General features: G+C 44.7%; 21 protein-coding genes and 3 pseudogenes. 10 read left to right on the plus strand and 14 right to left on the minus strand.

The window, feature by feature from the left end; all coding sequences use genetic code 11:
- The first annotated feature begins 13 nt into the window (after positions 1-13).
- Both Q3W56_RS02805 and pelC read left to right on the plus strand, forming a co-directional pair.
- Positions 14-763, plus strand: coding sequence for a C39 family peptidase (locus tag Q3W56_RS02805; RefSeq protein ID WP_302894412.1), 750 nt, complete (start codon positions 14-16; stop codon positions 761-763).
- A gap of 235 nt (positions 764-998) precedes the next feature.
- Complete coding sequence (pelC, locus tag Q3W56_RS02810; protein ID WP_302894413.1) at positions 999-1,649, plus strand: pectate/pectin lyase PelC; 651 nt, start codon at positions 999-1,001, stop codon at positions 1,647-1,649.
- A gap of 22 nt (positions 1,650-1,671) precedes the next feature.
- Here pelC and hprF read toward each other — a convergent pair whose 3' ends face one another.
- From hprF to hprK, 5 genes are read right to left on the minus strand one after another with little or no spacing between them, the layout of a single operon-like run.
- Positions 1,672-2,190, minus strand: coding sequence for a heptaprenylglyceryl phosphate O-acetyltransferase (hprF, locus tag Q3W56_RS02815; protein ID WP_302894414.1), 519 nt, complete (start codon positions 2,188-2,190; stop codon positions 1,672-1,674).
- Between the two features lie 3 nt (positions 2,191-2,193).
- On the minus strand, positions 2,194-2,844 hold the full coding sequence (gene ppaX / locus Q3W56_RS02820; RefSeq protein WP_302894415.1) for a pyrophosphatase PpaX: 651 nt from the start codon (positions 2,842-2,844) through the stop codon (positions 2,194-2,196).
- Positions 2,841-3,779, minus strand: coding sequence for a nucleoside recognition domain-containing protein (locus Q3W56_RS02825; protein ID WP_302894416.1), 939 nt, complete (start codon positions 3,777-3,779; stop codon positions 2,841-2,843). The genes ppaX and Q3W56_RS02825 overlap by 4 nt, the downstream gene beginning before the upstream one ends.
- A 23-nt stretch (positions 3,780-3,802) precedes the next feature.
- Entirely contained in the window at positions 3,803-4,612 is an 810-nt protein-coding gene (lgt, locus tag Q3W56_RS02830) for a prolipoprotein diacylglyceryl transferase (protein ID WP_302894417.1), read from the minus strand.
- Between the two features lie 13 nt (positions 4,613-4,625).
- The gene (gene hprK / locus Q3W56_RS02835; RefSeq protein ID WP_302894418.1) at positions 4,626-5,558 is read right to left on the minus strand and encodes an HPr(Ser) kinase/phosphatase; all 933 of its coding nucleotides are present in this window, start codon (positions 5,556-5,558) and stop codon (positions 4,626-4,628) included.
- Between the two features lie 181 nt (positions 5,559-5,739).
- Between hprK and nagA the strand changes: the two genes are divergently transcribed.
- The 3 genes from nagA to Q3W56_RS02850 are packed head-to-tail and all read left to right on the plus strand — an operon-like array spanning position 5,740 to position 8,401.
- Positions 5,740-6,927, plus strand: coding sequence for an N-acetylglucosamine-6-phosphate deacetylase (gene nagA, locus Q3W56_RS02840; RefSeq protein WP_302894419.1), 1,188 nt, complete (start codon positions 5,740-5,742; stop codon positions 6,925-6,927).
- Positions 6,924-7,652, plus strand: coding sequence for a glucosamine-6-phosphate deaminase (nagB, locus tag Q3W56_RS02845; protein ID WP_302894420.1), 729 nt, complete (start codon positions 6,924-6,926; stop codon positions 7,650-7,652). The genes nagA and nagB overlap by 4 nt, the downstream gene beginning before the upstream one ends.
- A 17-nt stretch (positions 7,653-7,669) precedes the next feature.
- A complete protein-coding gene (locus Q3W56_RS02850; protein ID WP_268399019.1) occupies positions 7,670-8,401 on the plus strand; it encodes a GntR family transcriptional regulator in 732 nt (243 codons plus the stop codon).
- 18 nt (positions 8,402-8,419) lie between these two features.
- Here the strand turns inward: Q3W56_RS02850 and Q3W56_RS02855 are convergent, their stop codons facing one another.
- Positions 8,420-12,289, minus strand: coding sequence for a metallophosphoesterase (locus Q3W56_RS02855; protein ID WP_302894421.1), 3,870 nt, complete (start codon positions 12,287-12,289; stop codon positions 8,420-8,422).
- Positions 12,290-12,453: 164 nt separating this feature from the next.
- Between Q3W56_RS02855 and Q3W56_RS02860 the strand changes: the two are divergent.
- The 4 genes and pseudogenes from Q3W56_RS02860 to Q3W56_RS02875 form a co-directional block, all read left to right on the plus strand.
- Positions 12,454-12,642, plus strand: a pseudogene (locus Q3W56_RS02860) (MarR family transcriptional regulator); the annotation flags it as partial.
- A 371-nt stretch (positions 12,643-13,013) separates the two neighbouring features.
- Positions 13,014-13,523 carry a MarR family transcriptional regulator gene (locus Q3W56_RS02865; RefSeq protein WP_268399023.1) on the plus strand — a complete coding sequence of 170 codons (510 nt, stop codon included), beginning with the start codon at positions 13,014-13,016 and terminating at the stop codon, positions 13,521-13,523.
- A gap of 20 nt (positions 13,524-13,543) precedes the next feature.
- Positions 13,544-13,972: pseudogene (locus Q3W56_RS02870) on the plus strand (MFS transporter); the annotation flags it as partial.
- Positions 13,962-14,313 (plus strand): annotated as a pseudogene (locus tag Q3W56_RS02875) (IS3 family transposase); the annotation flags it as partial. The pseudogenes Q3W56_RS02870 and Q3W56_RS02875, both read left to right, overlap by 11 nt.
- A gap of 59 nt (positions 14,314-14,372) precedes the next feature.
- Here the strand turns inward: Q3W56_RS02875 and Q3W56_RS02880 are convergent.
- Genes Q3W56_RS02880 through yvlA form a run of 4 tightly spaced genes read right to left on the minus strand, consistent with a single transcriptional unit; the run spans position 14,373 to position 16,384 of the window.
- On the minus strand, positions 14,373-14,732 hold the full coding sequence (locus Q3W56_RS02880; RefSeq protein WP_302894422.1) for a phage holin family protein: 360 nt from the start codon (positions 14,730-14,732) through the stop codon (positions 14,373-14,375).
- Between the two features lies 1 nt (position 14,733).
- Positions 14,734-14,931, minus strand: coding sequence for a PspC domain-containing protein (locus tag Q3W56_RS02885; RefSeq protein ID WP_302894423.1), 198 nt, complete (start codon positions 14,929-14,931; stop codon positions 14,734-14,736).
- A gap of 4 nt (positions 14,932-14,935) precedes the next feature.
- Positions 14,936-16,033, minus strand: coding sequence for a DUF4097 family beta strand repeat-containing protein (locus Q3W56_RS02890; protein ID WP_302894424.1), 1,098 nt, complete (start codon positions 16,031-16,033; stop codon positions 14,936-14,938).
- A gap of 24 nt (positions 16,034-16,057) precedes the next feature.
- Positions 16,058-16,384 carry a protein YvlA gene (gene yvlA, locus Q3W56_RS02895; RefSeq protein ID WP_019715855.1) on the minus strand — a complete coding sequence of 109 codons (327 nt, stop codon included), beginning with the start codon at positions 16,382-16,384 and terminating at the stop codon, positions 16,058-16,060.
- A gap of 218 nt (positions 16,385-16,602) precedes the next feature.
- Here yvlA and Q3W56_RS02900 point away from each other — a divergent pair, with 218 nt between their 5' ends.
- Positions 16,603-16,833: a hypothetical protein gene (locus Q3W56_RS02900; protein WP_302894425.1), complete on the plus strand. Its 231-nt coding sequence runs from the start codon at positions 16,603-16,605 to the stop codon at positions 16,831-16,833.
- A gap of 200 nt (positions 16,834-17,033) precedes the next feature.
- Here the strand turns inward: Q3W56_RS02900 and hag are convergent, their stop codons facing one another.
- From hag to Q3W56_RS02920, 4 genes are all read right to left on the minus strand, one after another.
- Positions 17,034-17,903 (minus strand): flagellin Hag, encoded by an 870-nt coding sequence (gene hag, locus Q3W56_RS02905; RefSeq protein ID WP_302894426.1) that lies wholly within the window; start codon positions 17,901-17,903, stop codon positions 17,034-17,036.
- A 336-nt stretch (positions 17,904-18,239) separates the two neighbouring features.
- The gene (uvrA, locus tag Q3W56_RS02910; RefSeq protein WP_302894427.1) at positions 18,240-21,113 is read right to left on the minus strand and encodes an excinuclease ABC subunit UvrA; all 2,874 of its coding nucleotides are present in this window, start codon (positions 21,111-21,113) and stop codon (positions 18,240-18,242) included.
- Positions 21,114-21,120: 7 nt separating this feature from the next.
- Positions 21,121-23,106 (minus strand): excinuclease ABC subunit UvrB, encoded by a 1,986-nt coding sequence (uvrB, locus tag Q3W56_RS02915; protein ID WP_019715859.1) that lies wholly within the window; start codon positions 23,104-23,106, stop codon positions 21,121-21,123.
- A 184-nt stretch (positions 23,107-23,290) separates the two neighbouring features.
- Positions 23,291-23,521 carry a DUF2198 family protein gene (locus Q3W56_RS02920; RefSeq protein WP_019715860.1) on the minus strand — a complete coding sequence of 77 codons (231 nt, stop codon included), beginning with the start codon at positions 23,519-23,521 and terminating at the stop codon, positions 23,291-23,293.
- Positions 23,522-23,748 lie beyond the last annotated feature (227 nt).

Raw genomic sequence — 23,748 nt, forward strand, 5'->3', positions numbered from 1 at the left:
CAAGGAGATAAAGATGAAAACACTGCGAACTCTATGTGTACTGATCATTCTTTCAGGCGTCATTTATTTCGGGCTTAAAATATATGCAAAAGATATAGATATTACTTTTTTCAATCAAGATAAAAAAGAGGCTGAGAACGAATCAGAAACAGCTGTGAACAGCAAAAAAGAGCTGAAAGGAAACGCAGAACCACTGGATGTCGTCCTTTACAATCAGATGGACGCGCCTCGGCTCTATAACGGCTGTGAAGTAACAAGCCTTGCGATGGTGCTGAATTACGCTGGATACGACGTAACAAAAAACACATTGGCAAACCAGATTGCCACAGTGCCTTTGACATACAGCAGCGGATTAAAGGGTGATCCGAATGACGGATTTGTCGGGGATATGGCAAATGGCCCGGGTCTCGGTGTCTATCACGGGCCGATCTATCAGCTGGCGAAAACCTACGCCGGCAACAAAGTGTCTGACTTGACTGGAAAAAGCATTTCCGCTGTTTATGCACAGCTTGAGAAAGGCAATCCTGTTTGGGTGATTACAACCGCCAACTTTACGCCAGTGGACAACATGCAGACATGGAAAACGCCAAACGGAACAATAGATATCACGTACAGTGAACACAGCGTTGCCGTTACGGGATATGACGAAAAGTATGTATATCTCAATGATCCGTATGGCTACAAAAACAGAAAAACCGACAGAACGAGCTTTGAAAAAGCGTGGGAACAAATGGGCAGCCAAGCCATCGTTATTCAAAAGTAAACGGCTGAAAACCGTTCGCTTTTGCAGTGCCCTATGCTCTTCCCTGAGCATTTTTGTTTCAATCGGTAATATCGATTCATTTTCCAGTTATCATCCAAAATTATCTTTGCTTTCAAGCTGTCTGTTTTTATGATTGAAGCAGATTCAGCCTTGCCCCGGTCTATGTGAGAGAAGCCGGTGCAGGACGCTGAAGCTTCTCTTGAAAAATTTAAAGCGATCCAGGGCGGATTTATCATTGAAAAAAATCGTGTCTATCCTATTTATGTTCAGTTTGGTTATGGGTTTCAGCCAGTTTCAGTCATCAACTGCTTTTGCAGCTGACAATGTGGTGCACGAAACAATTATCGTACCAAAAAACACAACATATGACGGGAAGGGACAGCGGTTTGTAGCAGGGCAAGAACTAGGTGACGGAAGCCAGTCCGAGAACCAGAAACCTGTTTTCCGTGTGGAGGATGGAGCAACACTAAAAAATGTGGTGCTCGGCACACCTGCTGCTGATGGCGTGCACACTTATGGTAACGTTAACATTCAGAATGTGAAGTGGGAAGATGTTGGCGAGGATGCGTTAACGGTGAAGAAGGAAGGAAAAGTGACCATTGACGGCGGCTCAGCCCAAAAAGCGTCAGATAAAATTTTCCAAATCAATAAAGCCAGCACATTCACAGTGAACAACTTCACGGCGGACAATGGCGGAAAGCTCATTAGACAGCTTGGCGGTTCAACCTTCCACGTCGATGTGATCATTGACAAGTGCACCATCACGAATATGAAAGAAGCGATATTCCGGACAGACAGCAAAACAAGCACGGTTCGAATGACAAATACACGCTACTCAAATGTCGGCCAAAAATGGGTTGGCGTTCAGCATATTTACGAATTTTAACAATAAAAAAGCCCGCTGATATTTATTCAGCGGGCTTTTTCAATCTTTTTTGCATTTCTTCCTTCGTATAGATGACCCTCATCGGATTTCCGCCGACAAAAGCCCCGGCAGGCACATCTTTATGGACAAGTGTTCCGGCGGACACAACTGCACCATCCCCTATTTCCACACCGGGCAGAATGGTCGTGTTGGCACCGATCATCACTTCGTCTCCGATCAGGACTTTGCCGATCCGATATTCGTGAATCAAATACTCATGGGCCAAAATGGTCGTATTGTACCCGATGATTGTATTTGTTCCGACTGAGATCTTTTCCGGAAACATTATATCCGGCATCACCATGAGGGCAAAGGAAGTCTGCTTTCCAACCTTCATCCGCAGAAATGTACGGTACAGCCAGTTTTTCATCCCTATAAACGGTGTATATCTCGCCATTTGAATGACAATGAAATTTTTGACAACCTTTGAAAAAGGCACCGTTTGATAGACATGCCATAGTGAGTTAGCCCCCGAGACCGGATGACGATCTGTTTTTCTCACAGATTACTTCACTCCAACGATTTGTAGTAGATCACTCATTTTCTCCAGCATATAATCTGGCTCATGTTTCGCCAGTGTTTCCGGCCCTTTAATCGTCCATGCGACCCCGGCCGTTTTTGTTCCGGCGTTTTTCCCTGCCAGCACATCATGGTAATTATCTCCGACCATAATGGCTTCCGCCGGCTCGCTTCCTAGCTGTTTCAGCGCTAATAGCACAGGCTCGGGATCAGGCTTTGCCATCGTCACATCATCAAGGGTAACGACCGTTTCAAAAAATTCGCCGATTCCAGTCAGCTTGAGGCCCATATTGACAGTATCTCTTACTTTCGTTGTCACAATCCCTAATTTAAAGCCGGCTTTTTTTAATGCATCCAGGGTTTCATACACCGTTTCATATTCAGTCACAAGTGTGTCATGCATGTCATGATTGTACGCTCTGTACATGGCGATCATATCATCGCATTTATCAGCGTCCATGGAGGAGAATGTGTCAAAAAGGGACGGCCCGATAAACGCTAGAACGTCTTCTCGTTTATACTTGCTCGGATAATAATGCTCCAGTGTATGCAAAAAGGACGCGATAATTAATTCATTCGTATTAATAAGAGTTCCGTCTAAATCAAACAGAATCGTCGTTACTTGTTTGTCACTCATATTGCTTCCTTTCCAACCGCTGAGGGTTTCCTTTTTTTCCATGTATGCGCAATAGCCATTGTCAGCAGCACTGCGGTGGTGACACGTATGAGAAGAAGAGGCCAGACCGGTATACCGAGCGGAATAAAGACAAGTGTATCTTCTACGACCGCGTGGCAGGCAACGAGAAAAATAAATGCCAATGTCATATCCCGTCTGCTCACGCCGTCATCCTCGACAGCTTTGATCATGACACCCGCTCCATAGGCCAGACCGATCGTCAGTCCCGCCACCATTGTCATGGATGTATTCTTATTCATGCCGAGCAGCTGCGTAAACGGGGACAGCCATCTCGAAAACCGATGCAGCCAGCCTAAATCTCTTAAATACTGAATGATGATCATTAGCGGGATCACTATTGCCGCCAGCTGCAAAACACCAAGTCCAGCTTTCGTTAAAGCTTCGGCCAGCATTGCCAGCCAGCCGTCAGGCGCCGCACTCTTCGCGGTGATAAAACCGTACTGTGCCGTTTCCTGTCCGCCGTGCCAGATGAGGTTGATGACAATCGCTGACACAGCAGTCAAACCGATACGCACCGCCAAAATAACGCCAATTTTGATGCCGACCTTCGCGGCAACTGTCGATTCGACAATCAAGTTATGACAGAATGAAAGCATGACAGCTAAAATAAAGACTTCCTTCACAGATAAATCCAATGTCAAAATTCCGGCAATTCCGGCATACAGATTCAGCATATTTCCCAATACAAGTGGAATAGCTGCTTCACCTGAAAGCCCGAAAAAGCCCATAACCGGTGTGATGAGACGTATCAGCCAATCCATGACAGGCGTATGCTGAAGCAAAGTGACCAATAGTGTTACCGGGAAAATGACTTTACCGAGTGTCCATGTTGTTTGAAGACCCGCCGAAAGACCGGCCAGAAAGATCTTCTTCATCCCTCATCCCCCTTTGTTGACGTCTACTCCGCGTATCGCTCCTTCGAGTATCCCTTAACGCGTCTGAAGATGATGGCAGCCACAGCCAAAACAATCAATACGATTGAAATCACCTGAGCGATGCGAAGAGCATCTGTCAGCATAAGGCTGTCAGTCCGCATTCCTTCAATAAAGTATCGTCCAATTGAATACCAAATGATATAGATCAAGAACATCTCGCCTCTACGCAAATTTGCTTTACGCAAAATTAGTAAAACGATGACGCCGACAAGGCTCCACAGTGATTCATATAAAAAAGTAGGGTGATAATATTGTCCATCAATGTACATTTGATTGATGATAAATTCAGGCAGGTGCAGGCTTTCTAAAAAGGCTCTGCTGACTGCCTCACCGTGAGCTTCCTGATTCATGAAGTTTCCCCAGCGGCCGATCGCCTGGCCGAGTAAAATGCTTGGCGCGGCAATATCCGCAAGTTTCCAGAACGAAAGGTTTTTCACTCTTGAGAATACATAGCCTGTTAAAATGGCGCCGATCAATCCGCCGTGAATGGCAATGCCGCCCTTCCAAATCTTAATGATTTCTCCGGGATGTGCCGCATAATAATCCCATTCAAATACAACGTAATAAATTCGTGCGCAAATAATCGCAATCGGAATGGCAAACAGGACAAGATCGATAAACGTATCTTTCTGCAGCCCCCGTTTCTCACTTTCCCTCATCGCAATCCAAAGCCCAAGCAAAGCGCCGAGACCGATAATAATTCCGTACCAATGGACAGCCATCGGCCCTAGCTGAAACGCTATCGGATTGAGTGGTTCTATCGCTTCATTCATTTAACGCCAACTCCTATTCGTCTTGTTCACTGTCTTCAATGACATCCGCCAGCTTATGGGTAAATTGCTCAGCGGCGTTCAGCCCCATCCGCTTCAATCTGAAGTTCATTGCTGCCACTTCGATGATGACTGCGAGATTTCGGCCCGGACGGACGGGAATCGTCAGTTTTGTAATTTCAGTATCAATGATTTTCATGGTTTCTTCCTCAAGCCCGAGACGGTCGTATTGCTTGCCCTGCTCCCAAAGTTCAAGATTCATGACAATCGTAATTCGTTTATTGCTTCTGACCGCGCCGGCACCAAACAGTGTCATTACGTTGATAATGCCAAGCCCTCTGATTTCAAGGAGATGCTCAATTAATTCAGGAGCGTTTCCGACAAGGGTATCCTGATCCTCCTGCCGAATTTCAACGCAATCATCGGCAACAAGACGGTGCCCCCTTTTCACAAGCTCCAGCGCAGTTTCACTTTTTCCGACGCCGCTCTTTCCTGTGATCAGTACGCCGACGCCGTATATATCCACAAGCACACCGTGAATGGCTGTGGTTGGCGCAAGCCTGCTCTCAAGGAAGTTGGTCAGCCGGCTTGACAGCCTTGTCGTTTTCAGCGGCGATCTGAGGACAGGCACGCCGTTTTTCTCAGAAGCGTCAATCAACTCCTGCGGGATAGGCATATCTCTAGAAAGAATAATAGCTGGTGTTACATCCGTGCACAGAGAATCCATTCGCTGCTTTTTATCCTCTTCCGGCAGCTGTTCAAAGAAAGAAAGCTCTGTTTTTCCGAGAAGCTGCACGCGCTCTCTCGGGTAATATGTAAAATAACCGGCAATTTCAATGCCTGGCCTAGATAAGTCACTCATTGTAATCGGGCGGTTAACTCCTTCTTCTCCGCTGATTAATTCCAAATTGAACTGTTCCATTACGTCTTTTGTGCGAACCTTTGCCACGATATGTTCCTCCTGTTCCGGGCTTCCCCGAGCTTGCTCACAATAATTTCATTTTATCACTTTCGCGCTTGAACCTAAAACAGATTTTATAAAAGACTGGAAAACGGCTTAGCTGGTCTAGATCACTAGTCTGAAAAGGAGTAAAATAAATGTATTCATATTCCAGAAAGGCGGATCATGTATGGCAGAAAGTCTTCTTATTAAAGGCATCGCGGTCGTGACAGAAAATGAAGTAAACCAAAATGGTTATGTCGGAATCAACGAAGGAAAAATCAGCACAGTCTCAACAGAACGGCCTAAAGAGCCTTATTCAAAAGAGATTCAAGCACCGGCAGATTCCGTTTTGCTTCCCGGGATGATTGACATTCATATTCACGGCGGCTATGGCGCAGATACAATGGATTCAAGCTTTTCAGCCCTTGACACCATGTCGTCAAGGCTGCCCGAAGAAGGCACGACGAGCTTTTTAGCAACAACGATTACTCAGGAACATGGGCACATTTCTCAAGCTTTGGTGAATGCAAGAGATTGGAAAGCAGCTGAGGAATCCTCTTTAGGCGCGGAACTGCTCGGCATCCATTTAGAGGGCCCCTTTGTTTCACCTAAAAGAGCCGGGGCGCAGCCAAAGGAATGGATCAGGCCTTCGGATGTTGCGCTTTTCAAAAAGTGGCAGAAGGAGGCGGGCGGACTGATCAAAATTGTCACACTCGCGCCGGAAGAGGACAAGCATTTTAAACTGATCCGCTATTTGAAAGACGAATCGATTATTGCGTCGATGGGGCATACAGATGCTGACTCCGCATTACTATCGGAGGCCACGAAAGCAGGCGCGAGCCATATGACCCATCTTTACAACGCGATGAGCCCGTTTCATCACCGAGAGCCCGGGGTAATCGGAACAGCGCTGGCCCATGATGGGTTTGTGACAGAGCTTATCGCCGACGGCATCCACTCCCACCCTTTAGCGGCAAAGCTAGCTTTTCTGGCAAAAGGCAGCAGCAGACTCATTTTAATTACCGATTCCATGAGGGCAAAAGGCCTGAAAGACGGCGTATATGAGTTCGGCGGCCAAAGTGTGACGGTAAGAGGAAAAACAGCTCTTCTTTCAGACGGAACACTTGCCGGTTCGATCCTCAAAATGAACGAAGGTGCACGGCATATGCGTGAGTTTACAAACTGTTCTTGGACGGATATAGCTAATATAACTTCTGCAAACGCGGCCAAACAGCTGGGCATCTTTGACCGAAAAGGCAGTGTGACAGAAGGAAAAGATGCGGACCTTGTCATTGTCAGCAGTGATTGCGAGGTGATTCTCACCATTTGCCGCGGAAACATTGCATTTATATCCAAGGAGGCTGACCAGATATGAAAGTAATGGAATGTCGAACATATGAAGAGCTAAGCAAACAAGCAGCCAGAATAGTGGCAGACACAATCAAGGAAAAACCTGACGCTGTTCTCGGTTTAGCGACAGGCGGCACACCGGAAGGCACGTATCGCGAGCTGATCCGCCTGCACCAAACTGAGAATCTCTCATTTCAAAACGTCACCACGGTTAATTTGGATGAATACGCCGGACTTTCAAGCAATGACCCGAACAGCTATCACTTCTATATGAATCATCGTTTTTTTCAGCATATCGATAGCCAGCCAAGCCGGCATTTTATCCCGAATGGGAATGCAGACAACCTGGACGCCGAATGCAGACGGTATGAACAAGTAATCGAATCCCTCGGCGGCACTGACATTCAGCTTCTTGGCATCGGCCGAAATGGACATATCGGCTTTAACGAACCGAAAACGCCTTTCAAGTCGCGAACACACGTTGTGACCTTAAATGAACAAACCCGGCAGGCGAATGCCAGATATTTTCCTTCAATAGACAGTGTGCCTAAACAAGCGCTCACAATGGGAATCCAGTCGATTCTCTCAAGCAAGCGCATTCTGCTGCTTATCTCCGGAAGAAGCAAGGCAGAAGCTGTGAAAAAGCTGTTAGAAGGAGACATAAGTGAAGATTTCCCTGCATCTGCTTTGCACCTGCATTCCGATGTAACGGTTTTGATTGATCGTGAAGCAGCGACATTAAGACCTTGAAAGGAACATGATGACTTATGAAGATCGATAAACAATCACCTATTCCGATTTATTATCAGATTATGGAACAATTAAAAGCCCAAATGAAGAGCGGAGAGCTGCTGCCGGATATGCCTCTTCCCTCTGAGCGTGAATATGCCGAACAATTTGGGATTAGCCGGATGACGGTTCGCCAGGCTCTTTCTAATTTAGTCAATGAAGGCTTTCTCTATCGCTTAAAAGGGAGGGGCACCTTTGTCAGCAAGCCAAGAATGGAACAAGCACTCCAAGGGCTGACAAGCTTTACCGAGGATATGAAAAGCCGCGGGATGACACCGGGCAGCAGGCTCATTGATTACCAGCTTATTGATTCAACGGAGGAGCTTGCCGCTATATTAGGTTGCGGGCACCCCTCCCCAATCCATAAAATCACTCGGGTGAGACTGGCAAATGATATTCCGATGGCGATCGAATCATCGCACATTCCGTTTGAGCTTGCAGGTGAATTAAACGAATCGCATTTTCAGTCTTCGATTTACGAGCATATTGAAAGGTATAACAGCATACCGATTTCCAGTGCAAAACAGGAGCTTGAACCAAGCGTTGCGACATCTGAAGAAGCAAGTATTCTCGGCATTCAAAAGGAGGCGCCTGTCCTATTAATCAAACGAACAACATATTTACAGAACGGAACTGCTTTTGAACACGCCAAATCTGTATACAGAGGCGATCGTTATACATTTGTCCATTATATGGATCGGCTTTCATAAAAAAATCTCCAACCTTTTTTAAGGATTGGAGACATGGCGAAAATCTAACTGGTCTGGCGCAGGACGATATGTTTCTTTTCTCGTCTTGAACTTCCAGATCGGTGATTTCGTTTTGCCGTTAAAACTGTCTTCTACAAAGATATACCAATAATAAACCGAATGCGGCTCAAGATGATCCCAGCGGAATTCAGCAGTATCCCCGCTCTTCACTTGCTCCCGTTTTCCAAGCTCTTCATTGGTATATACATTACACTCAAAATAATCGGTTTCCACCTTTTTAATCCTCGGCTTCAAATCAAGCGAAAGGGTAAACTCATCCTTGTTGCCATAGGTATCAGTATCATAATAGTTTTTATCTTGTAAATGTGGAGAGTACGTCGACACATGCACCATATCATTCGCCTGGTCAAATTGCAGCAAACGCAAATACCCTTGCCCGCCTTCTGGCCCCCCCTGATAATCGGCCAGCATTTGATGCACGAGGCGATCCGGTTTTCCATCACCATCATCATCAAGCTCATCAGTTTTTCTCATCGCACTATGATAATGTCCGCTTAACACCATCACGACATTTGGATTCGGCTTCACAATTTTTTTAAATATTTTCTCTCCAATCGGGCTTCTATTTCCGCTAACCAGCAAATACTCATGAAAAGCTAAAACAGCCATCCGGTCAGGGTGCTTCTTCAGTACCTGATTCATCCACGCGATGTCTTCATTGGTAATGCCCCACCCCGTGTACAGCATGATATAATCATTGCCATTGCTTGAAATCAGGTCGTAATGTCCGCGGTTATTTTTATAGGAACCGCCAAAATGCAATTTTTTATCAAAACGATCACTGCCAAAGTATTTGCCAAACGCCCTGTAGGATCCGTCCTTATGCCCGACATCGTGGTTACCGGCCAGCACCCCGTAAGGAATCCCTCTTTTATCCAAAACGGACATTGACCGATTCGCGTTTTTCCACTGTCTGATATCAGCAGAATCATCTACAATATCACCCGTGTGAAACACATATTTGATATTGAGATGCTTTTGACGATCCTTTATCCATTCAGTTTGTTTATCAAAAATATGCGGATAGCTTTCGGCGTAATACTGTGTATCAGACATCCAGACAAATGTGTACTTATCCTTCGCTGGAGGAATTTCATCCTGTACGATCACATTCAGCTTCGACTGCCGCACAAAATCTGAGGCGATCACAGACGCCTTCAGCGCAAACGGTTTGTCACTCTTGGCAACAAAGCTGTCAACCGTCTGCCACTCGTTTGTCCGATAATTCCAAACATACATTGTCACCTTTCTCCCCGGCAAAGAACTTCCCTTCCAGACTGCTTCTGCCAAGTCATTCTCATCAATTGACGGATCAACCGTCACTTCAAAGCGATGATAAGGGAAAAGCTCCTTCTTTTCTGTTGAAACTGTTTTTCCGTCAGCAGCAGAAACCCTTTCCAATTCGCTATTCGTAAACGGAGTCTCACTTTCCAGCACCAAGCTTTTCGGCGGTTCAGTCAGTGACGCATGCTTAAATATTTTCACATTGTTTCGCGCTGTATATTGAAACCCTCTATAAAAAGCGACATCCATGGCATCATTCGTCGGATCCTTCACCCGCACAGAGAGCTTAGCGCTATGCGTGCCGGCTTCGCTGTCTATGACCTCCGGCTGATCTGGATGCTCTCGTTCTGTTTTAAACGTCCGCTCAACAACTGTTTTATTGCCCGCTAGATCCGTCGCTGTCACTTTTAGCGAATGTTTTCCCGGCGAAAGTTCAGAAGATGACGTATGGTATGGGAGTGTAATGCTTTCACCATCTAAAGAGGCCTCCGCTTCCTCAATTTTGCTCCATTTATCATACATATCCGCCTGCAGGATGAGGTTTCCTTTGTACGTTTGTCCCTCAGTGATATTTGGCTCAATGTGAGGCCCTGAATTATCCACCCGCACAACCAAGCTTACATTTTCCTTGCCGTCACTTGCTTGAATATGGTGAACGCCTTCAGAAATTTTTGATGTATCCCATTCCAGCAGCTGTGACGTAAACAATCCGTCAGGCAGATTGAATTGAAATTGCCAGCTTTTATGCGATCGCTGATTATCTCCAATAAAGAGTTCCTTCTCAGGAGAAACCCTCTGATCCCTGATTACCGTACCATCTGATAATACCAAGCGGGCGTTTTTGACTAAGAAATCATCACGGTTTTCAGCCGTATCAAACGGCGATACCTTTGAGCCTGACCGTATCGTAATATGCTGCAGCTGCTTCCCTTTACGAAGCAGCGTCTCCGGCAATGGAACGGAATAGGTGCGGTATTTATTTGTCGTATCATCGAACACCTTTAACACTTTGCCTTCCATCGTTACCGCATTTTTAAAGTAAAGATTTGTTTTTCTCGTATCGAACGCAAAATACACTTCTTTTTCCATAGCGGGCTCTGTCACTTGTTTTTTTCCGTCAATCCACAGCTTCATGCTGCCAATGCGCCCGTCTGTTGTCGCTTTTAGAAACTGAGTTCCCGACAGCGTGTCTCTGTTTTCAATATTCATCCGCAAACCGTGCGACTTGCTTGTTTGCTTAATATCAATCATTTTGACCGGGGTTCTTGCTTCATTGATCCCGTCTCCTGCAGTCACGTAATACTCAAGCTGATCCTTCCCGATCAGTTCAGGCGAATACACAATATAATGATAGAGATTGTCGTTGCGGTCTTTTTCAGCGAGAATGCGCTTAAACGGTTTATTTTCATCTGTCCGATAGTAGAAAGCCGCCGTTTTCACAAGACTGTGATCTCGTATGTCAGCACGCAGCTCAATGCTTTCAGCAGGACGGACAGGCTTGCGGTCAGTCAAATCCTCAATGACTGGTTTTTCTTTATCAAGCTTGATTTTTCGTTTCTGCTTAGGCACCTGCGCCTGTAATACGGTTCCGGGGGACGGATTCTTTTCTCCGATTGAAATATTGAGAAGTTCTGCGGTACCGTCCAGCGGATACTTGTAAAGCACAGACGACAGCTGGCGCAGCGCAGGTTTGCGATAATGCGCAACCGAAATATCTTTTCCTGTATTCGTCGATATCACGACTGCCCGCGGTCTGGTATTGGCCATGCCCTCTGTCTCTTCAATCACCGCAAGATTTTTCCCTTCCGTTAATTGTGTCTGATAATACCGATTGAAATCCTCCGTCGTCAACTCTGGATGTCCGGCAGGCTTCAGCCAAACCACACACGTTTCACCGGATGGAATCGTGATCTTTTTTTCCGGTCTCCAAATCAGATCGGAGTCAGGCCCTTCTTTCGGGTAGCGGTAACGGATGTGATAATCTTTAAAATCAATCGTTCTGTCAGTCGTATTATACATCTCCATAAATTCATAACCGTCTGCACGTCCAATGTTCTTTGTATCAACCGCTAGCTCTGTGATCAGAAGCTCCGGAATATGGGCAAGATCAGCCTGATATCCTTCGAGCTTTAGTTTTCTCATCTCTGACTCGACCCGCTGTTTCCCATTGGATACCACAATGTAATACTCAAGCTCGCTGTTCCAAATCAATCGTTTCGGAATTTGTGCGAAAAACTTGCGGACCGCTCCGGGTGTCGGATCCATCGGCACCATTTTGTAGCCCAGCTCATTACTTTGTTTATAAAACAAAAAGGCAGAAAATGCTTGATACTCATTGTCACGCACTTGAGTCTCAATCATCAGATTGCTTTTCATTTCAGCTTTCACATCGATTTGAGGAGGATTTTCAAGCAAGGGTATGTAATGAGGCGTTTGGAATGGTTCCTGTTTTATAACAGGAACAGCTTTCGGTTCATGATGGCCGCCAGACAAAACAGAAAGAAAAGACATGAATATAGAAGCGATAACAGTGTATTTCCTCATCAAAGCACCTCCCTTTTCATGTATTTTGCGTCTCAACAGGGAAGGTTATGAGTTCATTTTTGTGCATAAAGGACAAAAAAGCGTCTGCCTCTTGAGCATTCCACTATTACCCACTAAACCAAGGATAGTTAACCAGTTAACAACTAAATCAGAGAGGCAAATTGATGGACACCAGCATTCATGATGAATTATTTCAAGCGATACAACAATTCGCATTAAAAAGGGATAAACGTTTCATGCAAAAGGTGCAGATACCGTCCCGCGACATGTCCTCAGAGCATCTCTAACACCTTAGAAAAGAATGGGCATTGACCCAGCTTCACTTTGTTTCCGGTATACATACCAGCCAAAATACGCCTCAAAAATGAGTTGGAACAACTGGCACAACTGAACAAGGCGAATGGCAGGCAGCACTTAAAGTTTCTAAGCGAATTATGTTAAGAGTCAAACTTCTATTTTCATTTTTCAAAATGCACAACATAATTAATGTTTACTAGTAAACATTAATTATTATAACCCGCACCAATTTTTTGAAAGTAGATGTAAATATCACATTTCACATACACTTTTCACACCCATATTCAGCATGACACAATACCAAACAAAGCTTAAACACCAGTAATTGACAACGAAAACATGAAAAGGTAAAATGAAATTGTTTATCAGTAAACGATATCACTTATGGTTTCATCGTAAACTATTTCCCTAAGAAAGAAGGTTGCCTATGTCTGATTTGACAAAGCAGATGATATACGACATATACGTGAGACTGCTGCACCTTAATGAACAAAAAGCGAACACTTCACTTCAGCAGTTTTTTAAGGAAGCCGCAGAAAAGGATGTGATGGATGTTCCTAAAAACATGACAAGCATTCATGTCATTGACTGTATCGGCCAGCATGAACCCATTAACAACGCAGGAATTGCCAGAAAAATGACCTTATCGAAGGCGAATGTAACAAAAATCAGCACAAAACTGATCAAGGAAGAATTCATTAACAGCTATCAGCTAACAGATAACAAGAAAGAAGTGTATTTCAAATTAACCCGTAAAGGCAGACGGATTTTTGACTTGCATGAGAAACTGCATAAAAAAAAGGAGCTGGCTTTTTACCAATTCCTCGACTCATTCTCACAAGATGAGCAACATGCTGTATTGAAATTTTTAGAGAAGCTGACGTCTTCACTTGAAGCAGAACAAACCAACGAGACTCCGGACAAACCTGTAAAGTAAACAAAAAGGCGGTGTACACAATGGCTCAAACGAAGTCAAAGGCAGTATTGATCTTATATATTGTTTGCTTCAGCGCATTTTTTGCGTCTTTAAGCCAAAACATTTATTCACCTATTATACCGATTATTAAAGAATCGTTCCATGTTTCCACAGCAATGGTAAACCTGTCAGTCTCAGTTTTTATGATTGTGACAGCGATTATGCAAATTATATTAGGGACCATCATCGATTTTAAAGGCGCGCGTTTTGTCTTGATTGCCGGAATTATGGCAACGGCAGCTGCCAGCATCGGCTGTGCGGTGACCACTGACTTTACTTTGTTTCTAGTATTCAGAATGATACAGGCTGCCGGATCTGCAGCACTGCCTCTTATAGCTGCCACAACGATCGGACAGCTGTTTACAGGCAGTGACCGCGGGAATGCAATTGGAACGTATAGACTTTGTCTTAGACACACTTGATCAGTTTGCCAACACTGCCTGAGAACTGCATGTTACATAGTGACCAAGGTTCTGTGTATACATCCTACGAGTATCAAAAAGCTGTTAACACAAAAGGCATTACCATGAGCATGCCCCGCAAAGGGACGCCCGCTGATAATGCCTCCATCAAATCGTTTCATTCCTCACTAAAGTCTGAAACGTTCTATCTTAACAGCATTGATCGAACCACGACCACCATCGTAGAACGCACTGTCACAGAATACATTCATTATTATTATAACAATATTCGTATTCAAACGAAACTAAACAACCAATCACCGATAAACTATCGGCAATTGGCTGTTTAAAAGGTGTTTTGATCCCTGTCTCAAAAACGGGGGTCAGTCCCCCTGTACGGCAGCTTTTTTTATTTCCTTCGCAGCGGCTCTAAAATGCCTTTTTGAATCAGCAAATGGAACACTGACAGGACAACAGATGCCCATATCGCTGTGCCGAATCCGTCAATTTGAAAACTGTCACCCATAATGGACGCGGTCATCATCAGGGTGATGGCGTTAATCACAAACAAGAAGAGGCCAAGCGTCACCATCGTGACCGGCAGTGTAAAAATAATCAAAAGCGGTTTAATCAGCACGTTTAAGATCGATAAAATGAGGCTGGCGATAATCGCTGCCCCGATGCTGCTGACATGGATGGAGTCAATGTATCCATCAATGACGATTAATAACAATGCATTTACCAAAATGCTGACTGCCCATTTTACCATGTCATTTCATATCCCTTTCTGACGGGACGATAAAAATCCAAATAATATAAATGAGCAAAACAGGGAAAACACTTGTCATAACAGCTAAGATGACAGTGATAACTCTAAGGAGTGATGCATCCCAATTGAAATATTCCGCGAGACCTCCGACTACACCGGCCATTTTCTTGTTTTTCTCTGAACGATAAAGCCTATTCATTTGATCACCTCTGTGAGTACTTTAGTTTGATGGCGCCTGTTAATGATTCTGAGAAGACGGTGATGCTTTGATCATGTACCTGATTTGAAGTGAACAACATTTCTTTTTGAATGGTATCATTTTTTTCTTTCAGCATCTCAACATCCATTAATTCATGGGACAGTGAACCAAGATTGCTTTTTAGCTCTGCCTTCACTGCAAGATCGTCCGGAATTGCAAGCTCCACATTTCCAGTCGTTGTTTTGGTATAAATGGAGCGGCAGTCCGATTCTGTTACGTGAATCGCTATATTTCCGTTAAAGCTTTGAACGTCAATGGATTCGCTTCTTCCACGGAGATCGATTAATCCGTTAATGGTTTCCGCCTCTAGCGTGCCGCAACTGTGGCTGGCAAGCTTAATTTGCCCGTTGGCCGTTTCAGCTGTGGCTTTTTCGGCTGTTAAATGCGAGAACGACAGCACGCCGTTTGTCGTTTTCGCAGAGAACTCTTTTACATGTAAATGTTCCCCTCTGACCGGACCATTAAACAGCTTCACCCGAATCTTATCATACTCCTTTTGAGGAATATATAAAGTCACATTGGTTTTCATTGTTTTCTTCTCAGTCCGGATAAAAAACTTATTTCCTTTGATTTCACATTCAATATGCTGAAGAAATGCATGTCTTGCCGCATCCTGGCTGTCAGCGCGATATACCTTCGCCTGGCATTCCGCTCTGATATCCTCGTCTTCCCAAGGGACGATATTCACGCTGCCGTTGGCAATTTGAATTTCAACACTGAAGAAGTCAGTATCTTTAAATTGAAAAATGTGCTGAACATCATACGCATGGCCAAAGTTCAAATCAAGGTCAACTTCCTTGACCTTTTTCACAGCCGAATCAATCCAGTCAAACAGCTTGGCTCCTAAAGACGGCTTGCTGCTTTCTTTTTTTTCTGCTGTAAACGGCTCTTCCTCGTCATGTACATGAACTGAGAGCGCTGAGATTTTATCTTCTTTTTCCTTGTAGTCGCTGTCAAGCTTTTCAATCAGTGTCAACGCCTCTTGTGCTGTAAGCTTTCCTTCCTCAACAAGCTTAAGGATACGTTCCTTTTCTTGTTTCATTACGATCTCCTCCCCATTGTCTACTTATGCTGCACGAAGCACCTTAATGCCCTGAATCACATTCCAAATCATTATGCCAATAACAACTAAGAAATAAATAACCGCTCCCCCAATGATCACAAATACAGGCAGCAGGCTGTCACCATCAATGGCAATGGCTCCACCCAGAATAGCAATAAAAAGGACCAGCCAGCCGGCAAAAGGAACAATGTGAGAAATAAGAGAACGGATCGCATGGCGTTTTGTTTCTTTCTCATCTACAACAAAATAAGCGACAATCGGCACAATGATTGGCGCAATGAACACACTAAAATAACAAAGTGATGCAATAATAGCTTGATTACGGTTCAATTCATTCCACACTCCTATTGTGAATTGTCCATGACAAAAGATCAGGGACGTTTTACTTATTCATACGTTTAAAACCTCTTCAGGGTTTCAAATTCATTCTTTAGACATGCTTCGATTTACGGAAATTGGATTTTAAAAAGTTTTAGAAGTAGAATCTTCCGACTGTACCGATTACAATATGTAAAAAGCTTACGGCAATCAAGGAGGCTGGACAAGCAATGGAGAAAGATCCCAGTGACTATACAGTAACACAAGAGTCGGTTTTAAAGCTGATTCGTGAACAAAAAAGAATGAACCGTGAAATGATCGCTGAGCTTGAACAAATCCACGGACCTTTTCCAATCTCTCACGATATTCAATATATAAAAGTACTGCTCGACAGCAGCAACACGCATATCGTTCAAGATTTAATGAGCGTAAGCAAGCAGCTGTACAAGAAGACTTTTTAACTGCGGAGAAAGTTGCATTCATTATAACTGAAACCAAGCTAAAGGTTAGATGACAATATCCTGCCTTTTTCATTTTAAAGAAACAAATGATTTTCCGCTGTCACATAATGATTGTAACAAAAAAAGCCTGCCGGCATATCCAACTAATGGACTCTGTCGGCAAGCTGTGACTACCAGAAAGAAAGATAGCCATTCAGAAATTAACGTAACAATTGAAGTACGTTTTGTGGCTGTTGGTTCGCTTGTGCTAGCATCGCTTGAGAAGCTTGAGAAAGAATGTTGTTCTTTGTGAACTCGCTCATCTCTTTCGCCATGTCAACGTCACGGATGCGAGACTCAGCTGCTGTAAGGTTTTCACCAGAAGCGCTTAAGTTATTGATTGTGTGCTCTAGGCGGTTTTGTACCGCACCAAGTTTAGCACGTTGGGCAGATACTTGATTCGTTGCTGCATCGATAGCTGCAAGTTGATCGTCAAATGAATTAGTTGTGAAATCTGTTACTTTAATATCTTTGATTTTAATAGCGTCTGAACCTAAGTCTTCAGCTTTCATGCTCTCAATGTTTACACTTAACTGCTGTCCGCCATTCGCTCCAATTTGGAATGTAAGCTTTTTACCGCTTGCTTCTGAAAAAGAACCGTCTAACAGGTTTTTACCGTTAAATTGCGTACGGTCCGCAATACCTTTACTTCCATCTTGCCCACCGATCTCCTCAATTAAAGAGTCCATTTCGTCTTGGATGGCTGATAAATCAGTAGTGTCTTGAGTTCCTGTGTTTCCTGCTTGAACAGTAAGTTCACGCATACGTTGAAGGATCGCATGAGTTTCAGTTAATGCACCCTCAGCTGTTTGGATAAGAGAGATTCCATCTTGAGAGTTTTTAGAAGCCATTTCAAGACCTCTGATTTGTCCTCTCATTTTTTCAGAGATCGCAAGACCCGCTGCGTCATCTCCCGCACGGTTAATACGAAGACCTGAAGAAAGCTTCTCCATGTTTTTTGAGCCTGCATTGTTGTTTGAAGACAAACGGTTCAGTGTGTTAAGTGCTGCGATATTGTGGTTAATTCTCATGTGTAAAATACCTCCATGTGTATATGTTTGAAATCAAAGACTTCCTTTTCTTCGATTTCTGGCGCACCGTAATTCCAGTAAAGCTTCTAGCTGTTATGTAGATTCTTAATATAAAGCTTTTTTTTGCTTAATATGGAATACATTGTGCACCCTTCAACCCATATATCGGCAGTACTTTGTAAACATTTAGGTGTTTTCCCAAAGAAATTGCCCCATATGAAAAAATGCTTTAAATGATCGCAAATTTATTTCTTATCTCGTTAACCTATAAAGAAAGCTTGCCTGCTAAGCCCAACTACGGACTCGCTGACAAGCTTCGACTGAAAAACTTTATTATTAAGATGGTGCCGTTTCTTTCGCTTCCAAGAGCGATGTCATTCGTTTTTTGTCACGCTCCATAACAGGCTTCAAATAACGGCCTGTATACGATTCTTCCACTTCAGTGATTTCCTCAGGCGTTCCTGACGCGACAATGGTTCCGCCTCCGGCTCCGCCTTCTGGACCCAGATCCACAATGTAATCCGCCGTCTTAATGATATCAAGATTGTGCTCAATGACGAGTACTGTATCTCCATTGTCAACCAAACGCTGAAGCACGACAAGGAGTCTGGCGATGTCGTCGACGTGCAAACCTGTCGTTGGTTCGTCTAAAATGTAGAGCGTACGTCCAGTTGAGCGTTTGTGCAGCTCTGATGCAAGCTTCACACGCTGTGCTTCTCCGCCCGACAAGGTTGTCGCCGGCTGGCCAAGCGTAATATAACCTAAGCCAACGTCAAAAAGGGTTTGGAGCTTACGCTTGATTTTCGGGATATTTTCAAAGAAAGAAAGAGCATCTTCAACCGTCATATCAAGCACATCAGAGATATTTTTTCCTTTGTACGTCACTTCAAGCGTTTCACGGTTGTAACGTTTGCCGTGACACACCTCGCACGGAACATATACATCAGGAAGGAAGTGCATTTCAATTTTAATAATCCCGTCTCCACGGCAGGCTTCACATCGCCCGCCCTTCACGTTAAAGCTGAAACGGCCTTTTTTATAGCCTCGGACCTTCGCTTCATTGGTCTGCGCGAATACGTCACGAATGTCATCAAACACACCAGTGTATGTCGCTGGATTGGATCTCGGCGTTCTTCCGATTGGCGCCTGATCAATATCAATGACTTTGTCTAGGTGGTCCAAGCCTTTAATCTCTTTATGGCTGCCGGGCTTCGCTTTCGCTTTATGAAGCTTTTGCGCCAGCGCCTTATGCAGAATTTCATTGACGAGGGTACTCTTTCCAGAGCCTGAAACCCCTGTAACCGCTGTGAACGTTCCAAGCGGGAACTTGGCATTCGCGTTTTTCAGATTGTTTTCTGAGGCGCCTTTAATTTCAATGTATCGGCCGTCCGGCTTTCTTCTTTCAGGAGGCAATGGGATGAACTTTTTCCCTGATAAATAGTTGCCCGTTAATGAGTTTGGATCTTCCATCACTTCTTCCGGCGTACCCGCAGACGTCACCTGTCCGCCGTGAATGCCGGCCCCTGGTCCAATATCTATTAAATAATCGGCTGCCATCATCGTATCCTCGTCGTGTTCGACAACAATCAGCGTGTTCCCGAGGTCTCTCATATTTTTCAGTGCGCTGATTAAGCGGTCGTTATCACGCTGATGCAGGCCGATAGACGGTTCATCTAAAATATAAAGGACACCGGATAAGCGCGAGCCGATTTGCGTTGCCAGTCTGATGCGCTGCGCCTCTCCCCCAGACAATGTTCCCGCTGCCCTGCTCAATGTCAGGTAATCAAGGCCGACTTTGTCCAGAAAGCTTAAACGCTCCACAATTTCACGCAAGATCAAATTGGCAATCTGCATATCCTTCTCAGAAAGGGTAAGGCTTTTGAAGAAAGCAAGTGCGTCAGCTACAGACAGCTCGGTAATTTTGCCGATGTGGCGGCCGTCAATTAATACGGCAAGCGCCTCTTTCTTTAACCGATAGCCTTTGCATGTCGGACAAGCCTTCTGAGACATATACTGCTCCATTTGCTCACGGATGAAATCAGAGCTTGTCTCCTTATAGCGTCTTTCAATGTTCCGCAATACGCCTTCAAATTGAATTTCACCTTCACGTATTTGCCCAAAATCATTTTCATAACGGAAATAAATCAGGTCGTCTCCACTGCCGTACAGCACTTTATCCAGCTGATGCTTCGGCAGATCTTTTACCGGCACTTCCATATCAATTCCGTAGTGGGTGCAGACCGCATTAAGCAGCTGAGGATAATATTGTGAGCTGATCGGTGTCCAAGGGGCGACTGCATTCTCCTTCAATGATAATTCTTGGTTGGGGATGACGAGATCGGCATCCACTTCAAGCTTCATTCCGAGACCGTCACACGTTGGACACGCTCCGAACGGGCTGTTGAACGAAAACAGCCGCGGCTCAAGCTCGCCGATTGAAAATCCGCAGTGCGGGCAGGCATGATGCTCACTAAACATCAGCTCTTCCTCACCGATGACATCAATCATAACCCGTCCTTCACCTAAACGGAGCGCCGTTTCCAATGAATCTGACAGACGGGCCGCTACGCCTTCTTTCACCACAATTCGGTCAATGACAACCTCAATCGAATGTTTTTTATTCTTTTCTAATTCAATATCATCAGAAAGCTCAGCCATTTCGCCGTCAATCCTGACTCTGACATAACCTTGTTTTCTGATCTGTTCGAGCACTTTGACATGAGCGCCTTTTCGGCCTGAGACAATCGGGGCCAGAACCTGAAGCTTCGTCCGTTCCGGGTATTCCAGAATTCTGTCCACCATTTGTTCGATGGTCTGCGATGTAATCTCAATCCCGTGCTCTGGACAATGAGGCTTCCCTACTCTCGCATACAAAAGACGCAGGTAATCATAAATCTCAGTAACCGTACCGACAGTTGACCTCGGATTGCGGCTCGTTGTTTTCTGATCGATGCTGATGGCAGGAGAAAGCCCCTCAATCGCATCGACATCCGGCTTATCCATTTGCCCTAAAAACTGGCGGGCATATGCAGACAGCGACTCGACATACCGTCTCTGCCCTTCTGCATATATGGTGTCAAAGGCAAGGGAGGATTTGCCTGATCCGGACAAACCCGTAATAACGACAAGCTGATCTCTTGGAATTGTTACATCGATATTTTTCAGGTTATGTGCCCTGGCTCCCTTCACCTCTATCCGATCCATAGCCATTTGTTCATCATCCTTCCGCTTTTAGCTCTAAAAGTAAATCGCGAAGCTCCGCGGCTCTTTCAAAGTCAAGCGCCTTGGCGGCTTCCTTCATTTCGTGCTCCATCTGTTCGACGACTTTCTGGCGTTCTTTCTTCGTCATTTTCGACAGCTTCGGCGCGGCTTTTGTTTTGTATTCCGCTTTATCTTCAGCTGCTACTGTGGCACGAATGACATCGCGAATTTCTTTATTGATCGTTTTCGGCGTAATGCCGTGCTCTTCGTTAAACCGCTCCTGCTGCTCGCGGCGGCGTTTTGTCTCATTAATCGCAATTTCCATAGATTTCGTCATTTTATCTGCGTACATAATGACGCGTCCTTCAGAGTTCCTTGCTGCCCGTCCGATGGTCTGAATCAGAGAACGCTCAGACCGTAGGAAGCCTTCCTTATCCGCATCCAAAATCGCAACGAGAGATACTTCGGGAATGTCGAGCCCTTCCCTCAGCAGGTTGATGCCGACAAGTACATCATGCTTGCCAAGGCGCAGATCGCGGATGATTTCAATCCGTTCAAGCGTCTTAATCTCTGAATGCAGATAGTTTACTTTAATGCCGATTTCTTTTAAATAATCGGTCAGATCCTCTGACATTTTCTTCGTCAAGGTTGTCACGAGGACCCGTTCATCCCGCTCGATTCTTGCTTGAATTTCGCCGATCAAATCGTCAATCTGGCCTTCGATCGGGCGCACGTCAATAAGCGGGTCAAGAAGGCCTGTCGGACGGATGATCTGCTCGATCATTTCATCCGTATGCTCAATCTCATACTGGCCTGGTGTTGCTGATACATACACGATATTGTGCATATGCTTTTCAAATTCTTCAAACCGGAGCGGACGGTTATCAAGCGCTGACGGAAGCCGGAAACCGTGATCCACCAGCACCTGTTTCCGCGCCTGATCTCCATTAAACATGCCGCGCACCTGAGGAATCGTCACATGCGACTCATCTACCACGATCATAAAATCGTCAGGGAAATAATCAAGAAGCGTATACGGTGTTGAACCCGGAGGCCGAAGTGTCAAATGTCTTGAGTAGTTTTCAATGCCGGAGCAGAAACCCATTTCCCGCATCATTTCAAGATCATATCTAGTCCGCTGTTCTAAACGCTGCGCTTCAAGCAGCTTGCCGTTTTCATGCATGACCTTCAGCTGCTCCTCAAGCTCTTCCTCGATATTTTGAATCGCTTTCTCCATTTTCTCTGCCCGCGTTACGAAGTGGGATGCAGGGAAAATCGCGACATGATCACGGTCGCCGAGAATTTCTCCTGTCAGGGCGTCCACTTCCCGAATCCGTTCGATTTCATCACCGAAAAACTCAACTCTGATACAGTGTTCATCACGGGATGCCGGGAAGATTTCCACTACATCTCCGCGCACACGAAATGTACCACGCTGAAAGTCGATATCGTTGCGGGCATATTGGATGTCTACTAGTTTTCTGAGCAGCTCGTTGCGCTCAATTTCCATTTCAGGTCGCAGTGACACAACCATTTCCCGGTATTCTTCAGGCGAACCGAGGCCATATATACAAGACACACTCGCAATAATAATGACATCTCTCCGCTCAAACAGAGATGATGTTGCGGAGTGTCTTAATTTATCTATTTCATCATTAATACTTGCGTCTTTCTCTATAAACGTATCCGTTTGAGGCACATACGCCTCCGGCTGATAATAATCGTAGTAGCTGACAAAATACTCGACAGCGTTGTTCGGGAAAAATTCCTTGAACTCACTGTAAAGCTGTCCGGCGAGGGTTTTGTTATGGGCAATTACGAGCGTCGGCTTATTGACTTCTTTAATCAAATTGGACACCGTAAATGTTTTGCCCGTTCCTGTCGCTCCCAGCAGAGTCTGGTGCTTCTTGCCCTCCTGAATTCCTTTTACAAGTTTTTCAATGGCTTTCGGCTGATCTCCCTGGGGCTGATATTTCGAGACTAACTCAAAGCGATCTTTCACAAAATAAGCCTCCGTTTCTTTAACGAAATCTTCCTATAGATATAGTAACACAATGGAATGCAAAATCACTAAAAACACGAACTAAAGTTCGGTGGTTTTTTATTTCCAGCTGTTTTCGTGTATAAAAAACCTGCTTTTAAAACGTAAAAGCAGGAATTCAGTCTTTATATTCATTATGTCCGATTTATTCTTCTTTTTTCTCAGCAGCTTTTTTGGCCATATACAGTCCGCCAGCCACAAGAGACACAACATCCAATCCTACAATAAAATACGTTTCTGTATAGCCTTTTAAATAAGAAGCAAACAGCAATGCAGCAGTTAGAGCAATCGCTACATAATGATTAAAGGTGACTCTTGTAAAAAGAACAACAAGCATAAAAGGGAAAAACATTGCAAAAACGGCTTTTGTAATCAACAAAAACCCTCCTCAGGGATTCTTCATCTGATCTGATTATAGTAAAAAATGAAGAATCGGACAATCGTGCAATCGTTCCCTCTTTCTACAACATACCCTTTTTCAGCCAAAATCAATCACCGTATTGCATTTTGGTGCCGATAACAGCACAACAAGCACCTCTTTCATTTTGCCACTGTTCCAATCAGCGGCATTTTTTTATGAAGTCATAAACCTCAGCTGCATAT

Source organism: Bacillus sp. C28GYM-DRY-1, from assembly GCF_030519405.1.
Taxonomy (GTDB): Bacteria; Bacillota; Bacilli; order Bacillales; family Bacillaceae; genus Bacillus; species Bacillus spizizenii_A.

Coding starts and splice junctions, on each gene's coding strand:
- Q3W56_RS02805 (WP_302894412.1), top strand. CDS start 14: ATGAAAACACTGCGAACTCTATGTGTACTGATCATTCTTTCAGGCGTC.
- ppaX (WP_302894415.1), bottom strand. CDS start 2,844: ATGAGTGACAAACAAGTAACGACGATTCTGTTTGATTTAGACGGAACT.
- Q3W56_RS02825 (WP_302894416.1), bottom strand. CDS start 3,779: ATGAAGAAGATCTTTCTGGCCGGTCTTTCGGCGGGTCTTCAAACAACA.
- lgt (WP_302894417.1), bottom strand. CDS start 4,612: ATGAATGAAGCGATAGAACCACTCAATCCGATAGCGTTTCAGCTAGGG.
- nagA (WP_302894419.1), top strand. CDS start 5,740: ATGGCAGAAAGTCTTCTTATTAAAGGCATCGCGGTCGTGACAGAAAAT.
- nagB (WP_302894420.1), top strand. CDS start 6,924: ATGAAAGTAATGGAATGTCGAACATATGAAGAGCTAAGCAAACAAGCA.
- Q3W56_RS02850 (WP_268399019.1), top strand. CDS start 7,670: ATGAAGATCGATAAACAATCACCTATTCCGATTTATTATCAGATTATG.
- Q3W56_RS02855 (WP_302894421.1), bottom strand. CDS start 12,289: ATGAGGAAATACACTGTTATCGCTTCTATATTCATGTCTTTTCTTTCT.
- Q3W56_RS02865 (WP_268399023.1), top strand. CDS start 13,014: ATGTCTGATTTGACAAAGCAGATGATATACGACATATACGTGAGACTG.
- Q3W56_RS02880 (WP_302894422.1), bottom strand. CDS start 14,732: ATGGTAAAATGGGCAGTCAGCATTTTGGTAAATGCATTGTTATTAATC.
- Q3W56_RS02885 (WP_302894423.1), bottom strand. CDS start 14,931: ATGAATAGGCTTTATCGTTCAGAGAAAAACAAGAAAATGGCCGGTGTA.
- Q3W56_RS02890 (WP_302894424.1), bottom strand. CDS start 16,033: ATGAAACAAGAAAAGGAACGTATCCTTAAGCTTGTTGAGGAAGGAAAG.
- Q3W56_RS02900 (WP_302894425.1), top strand. CDS start 16,603: ATGGAGAAAGATCCCAGTGACTATACAGTAACACAAGAGTCGGTTTTA.
- hag (WP_302894426.1), bottom strand. CDS start 17,903: ATGAGAATTAACCACAATATCGCAGCACTTAACACACTGAACCGTTTG.
- uvrA (WP_302894427.1), bottom strand. CDS start 21,113: ATGGCTATGGATCGGATAGAGGTGAAGGGAGCCAGGGCACATAACCTG.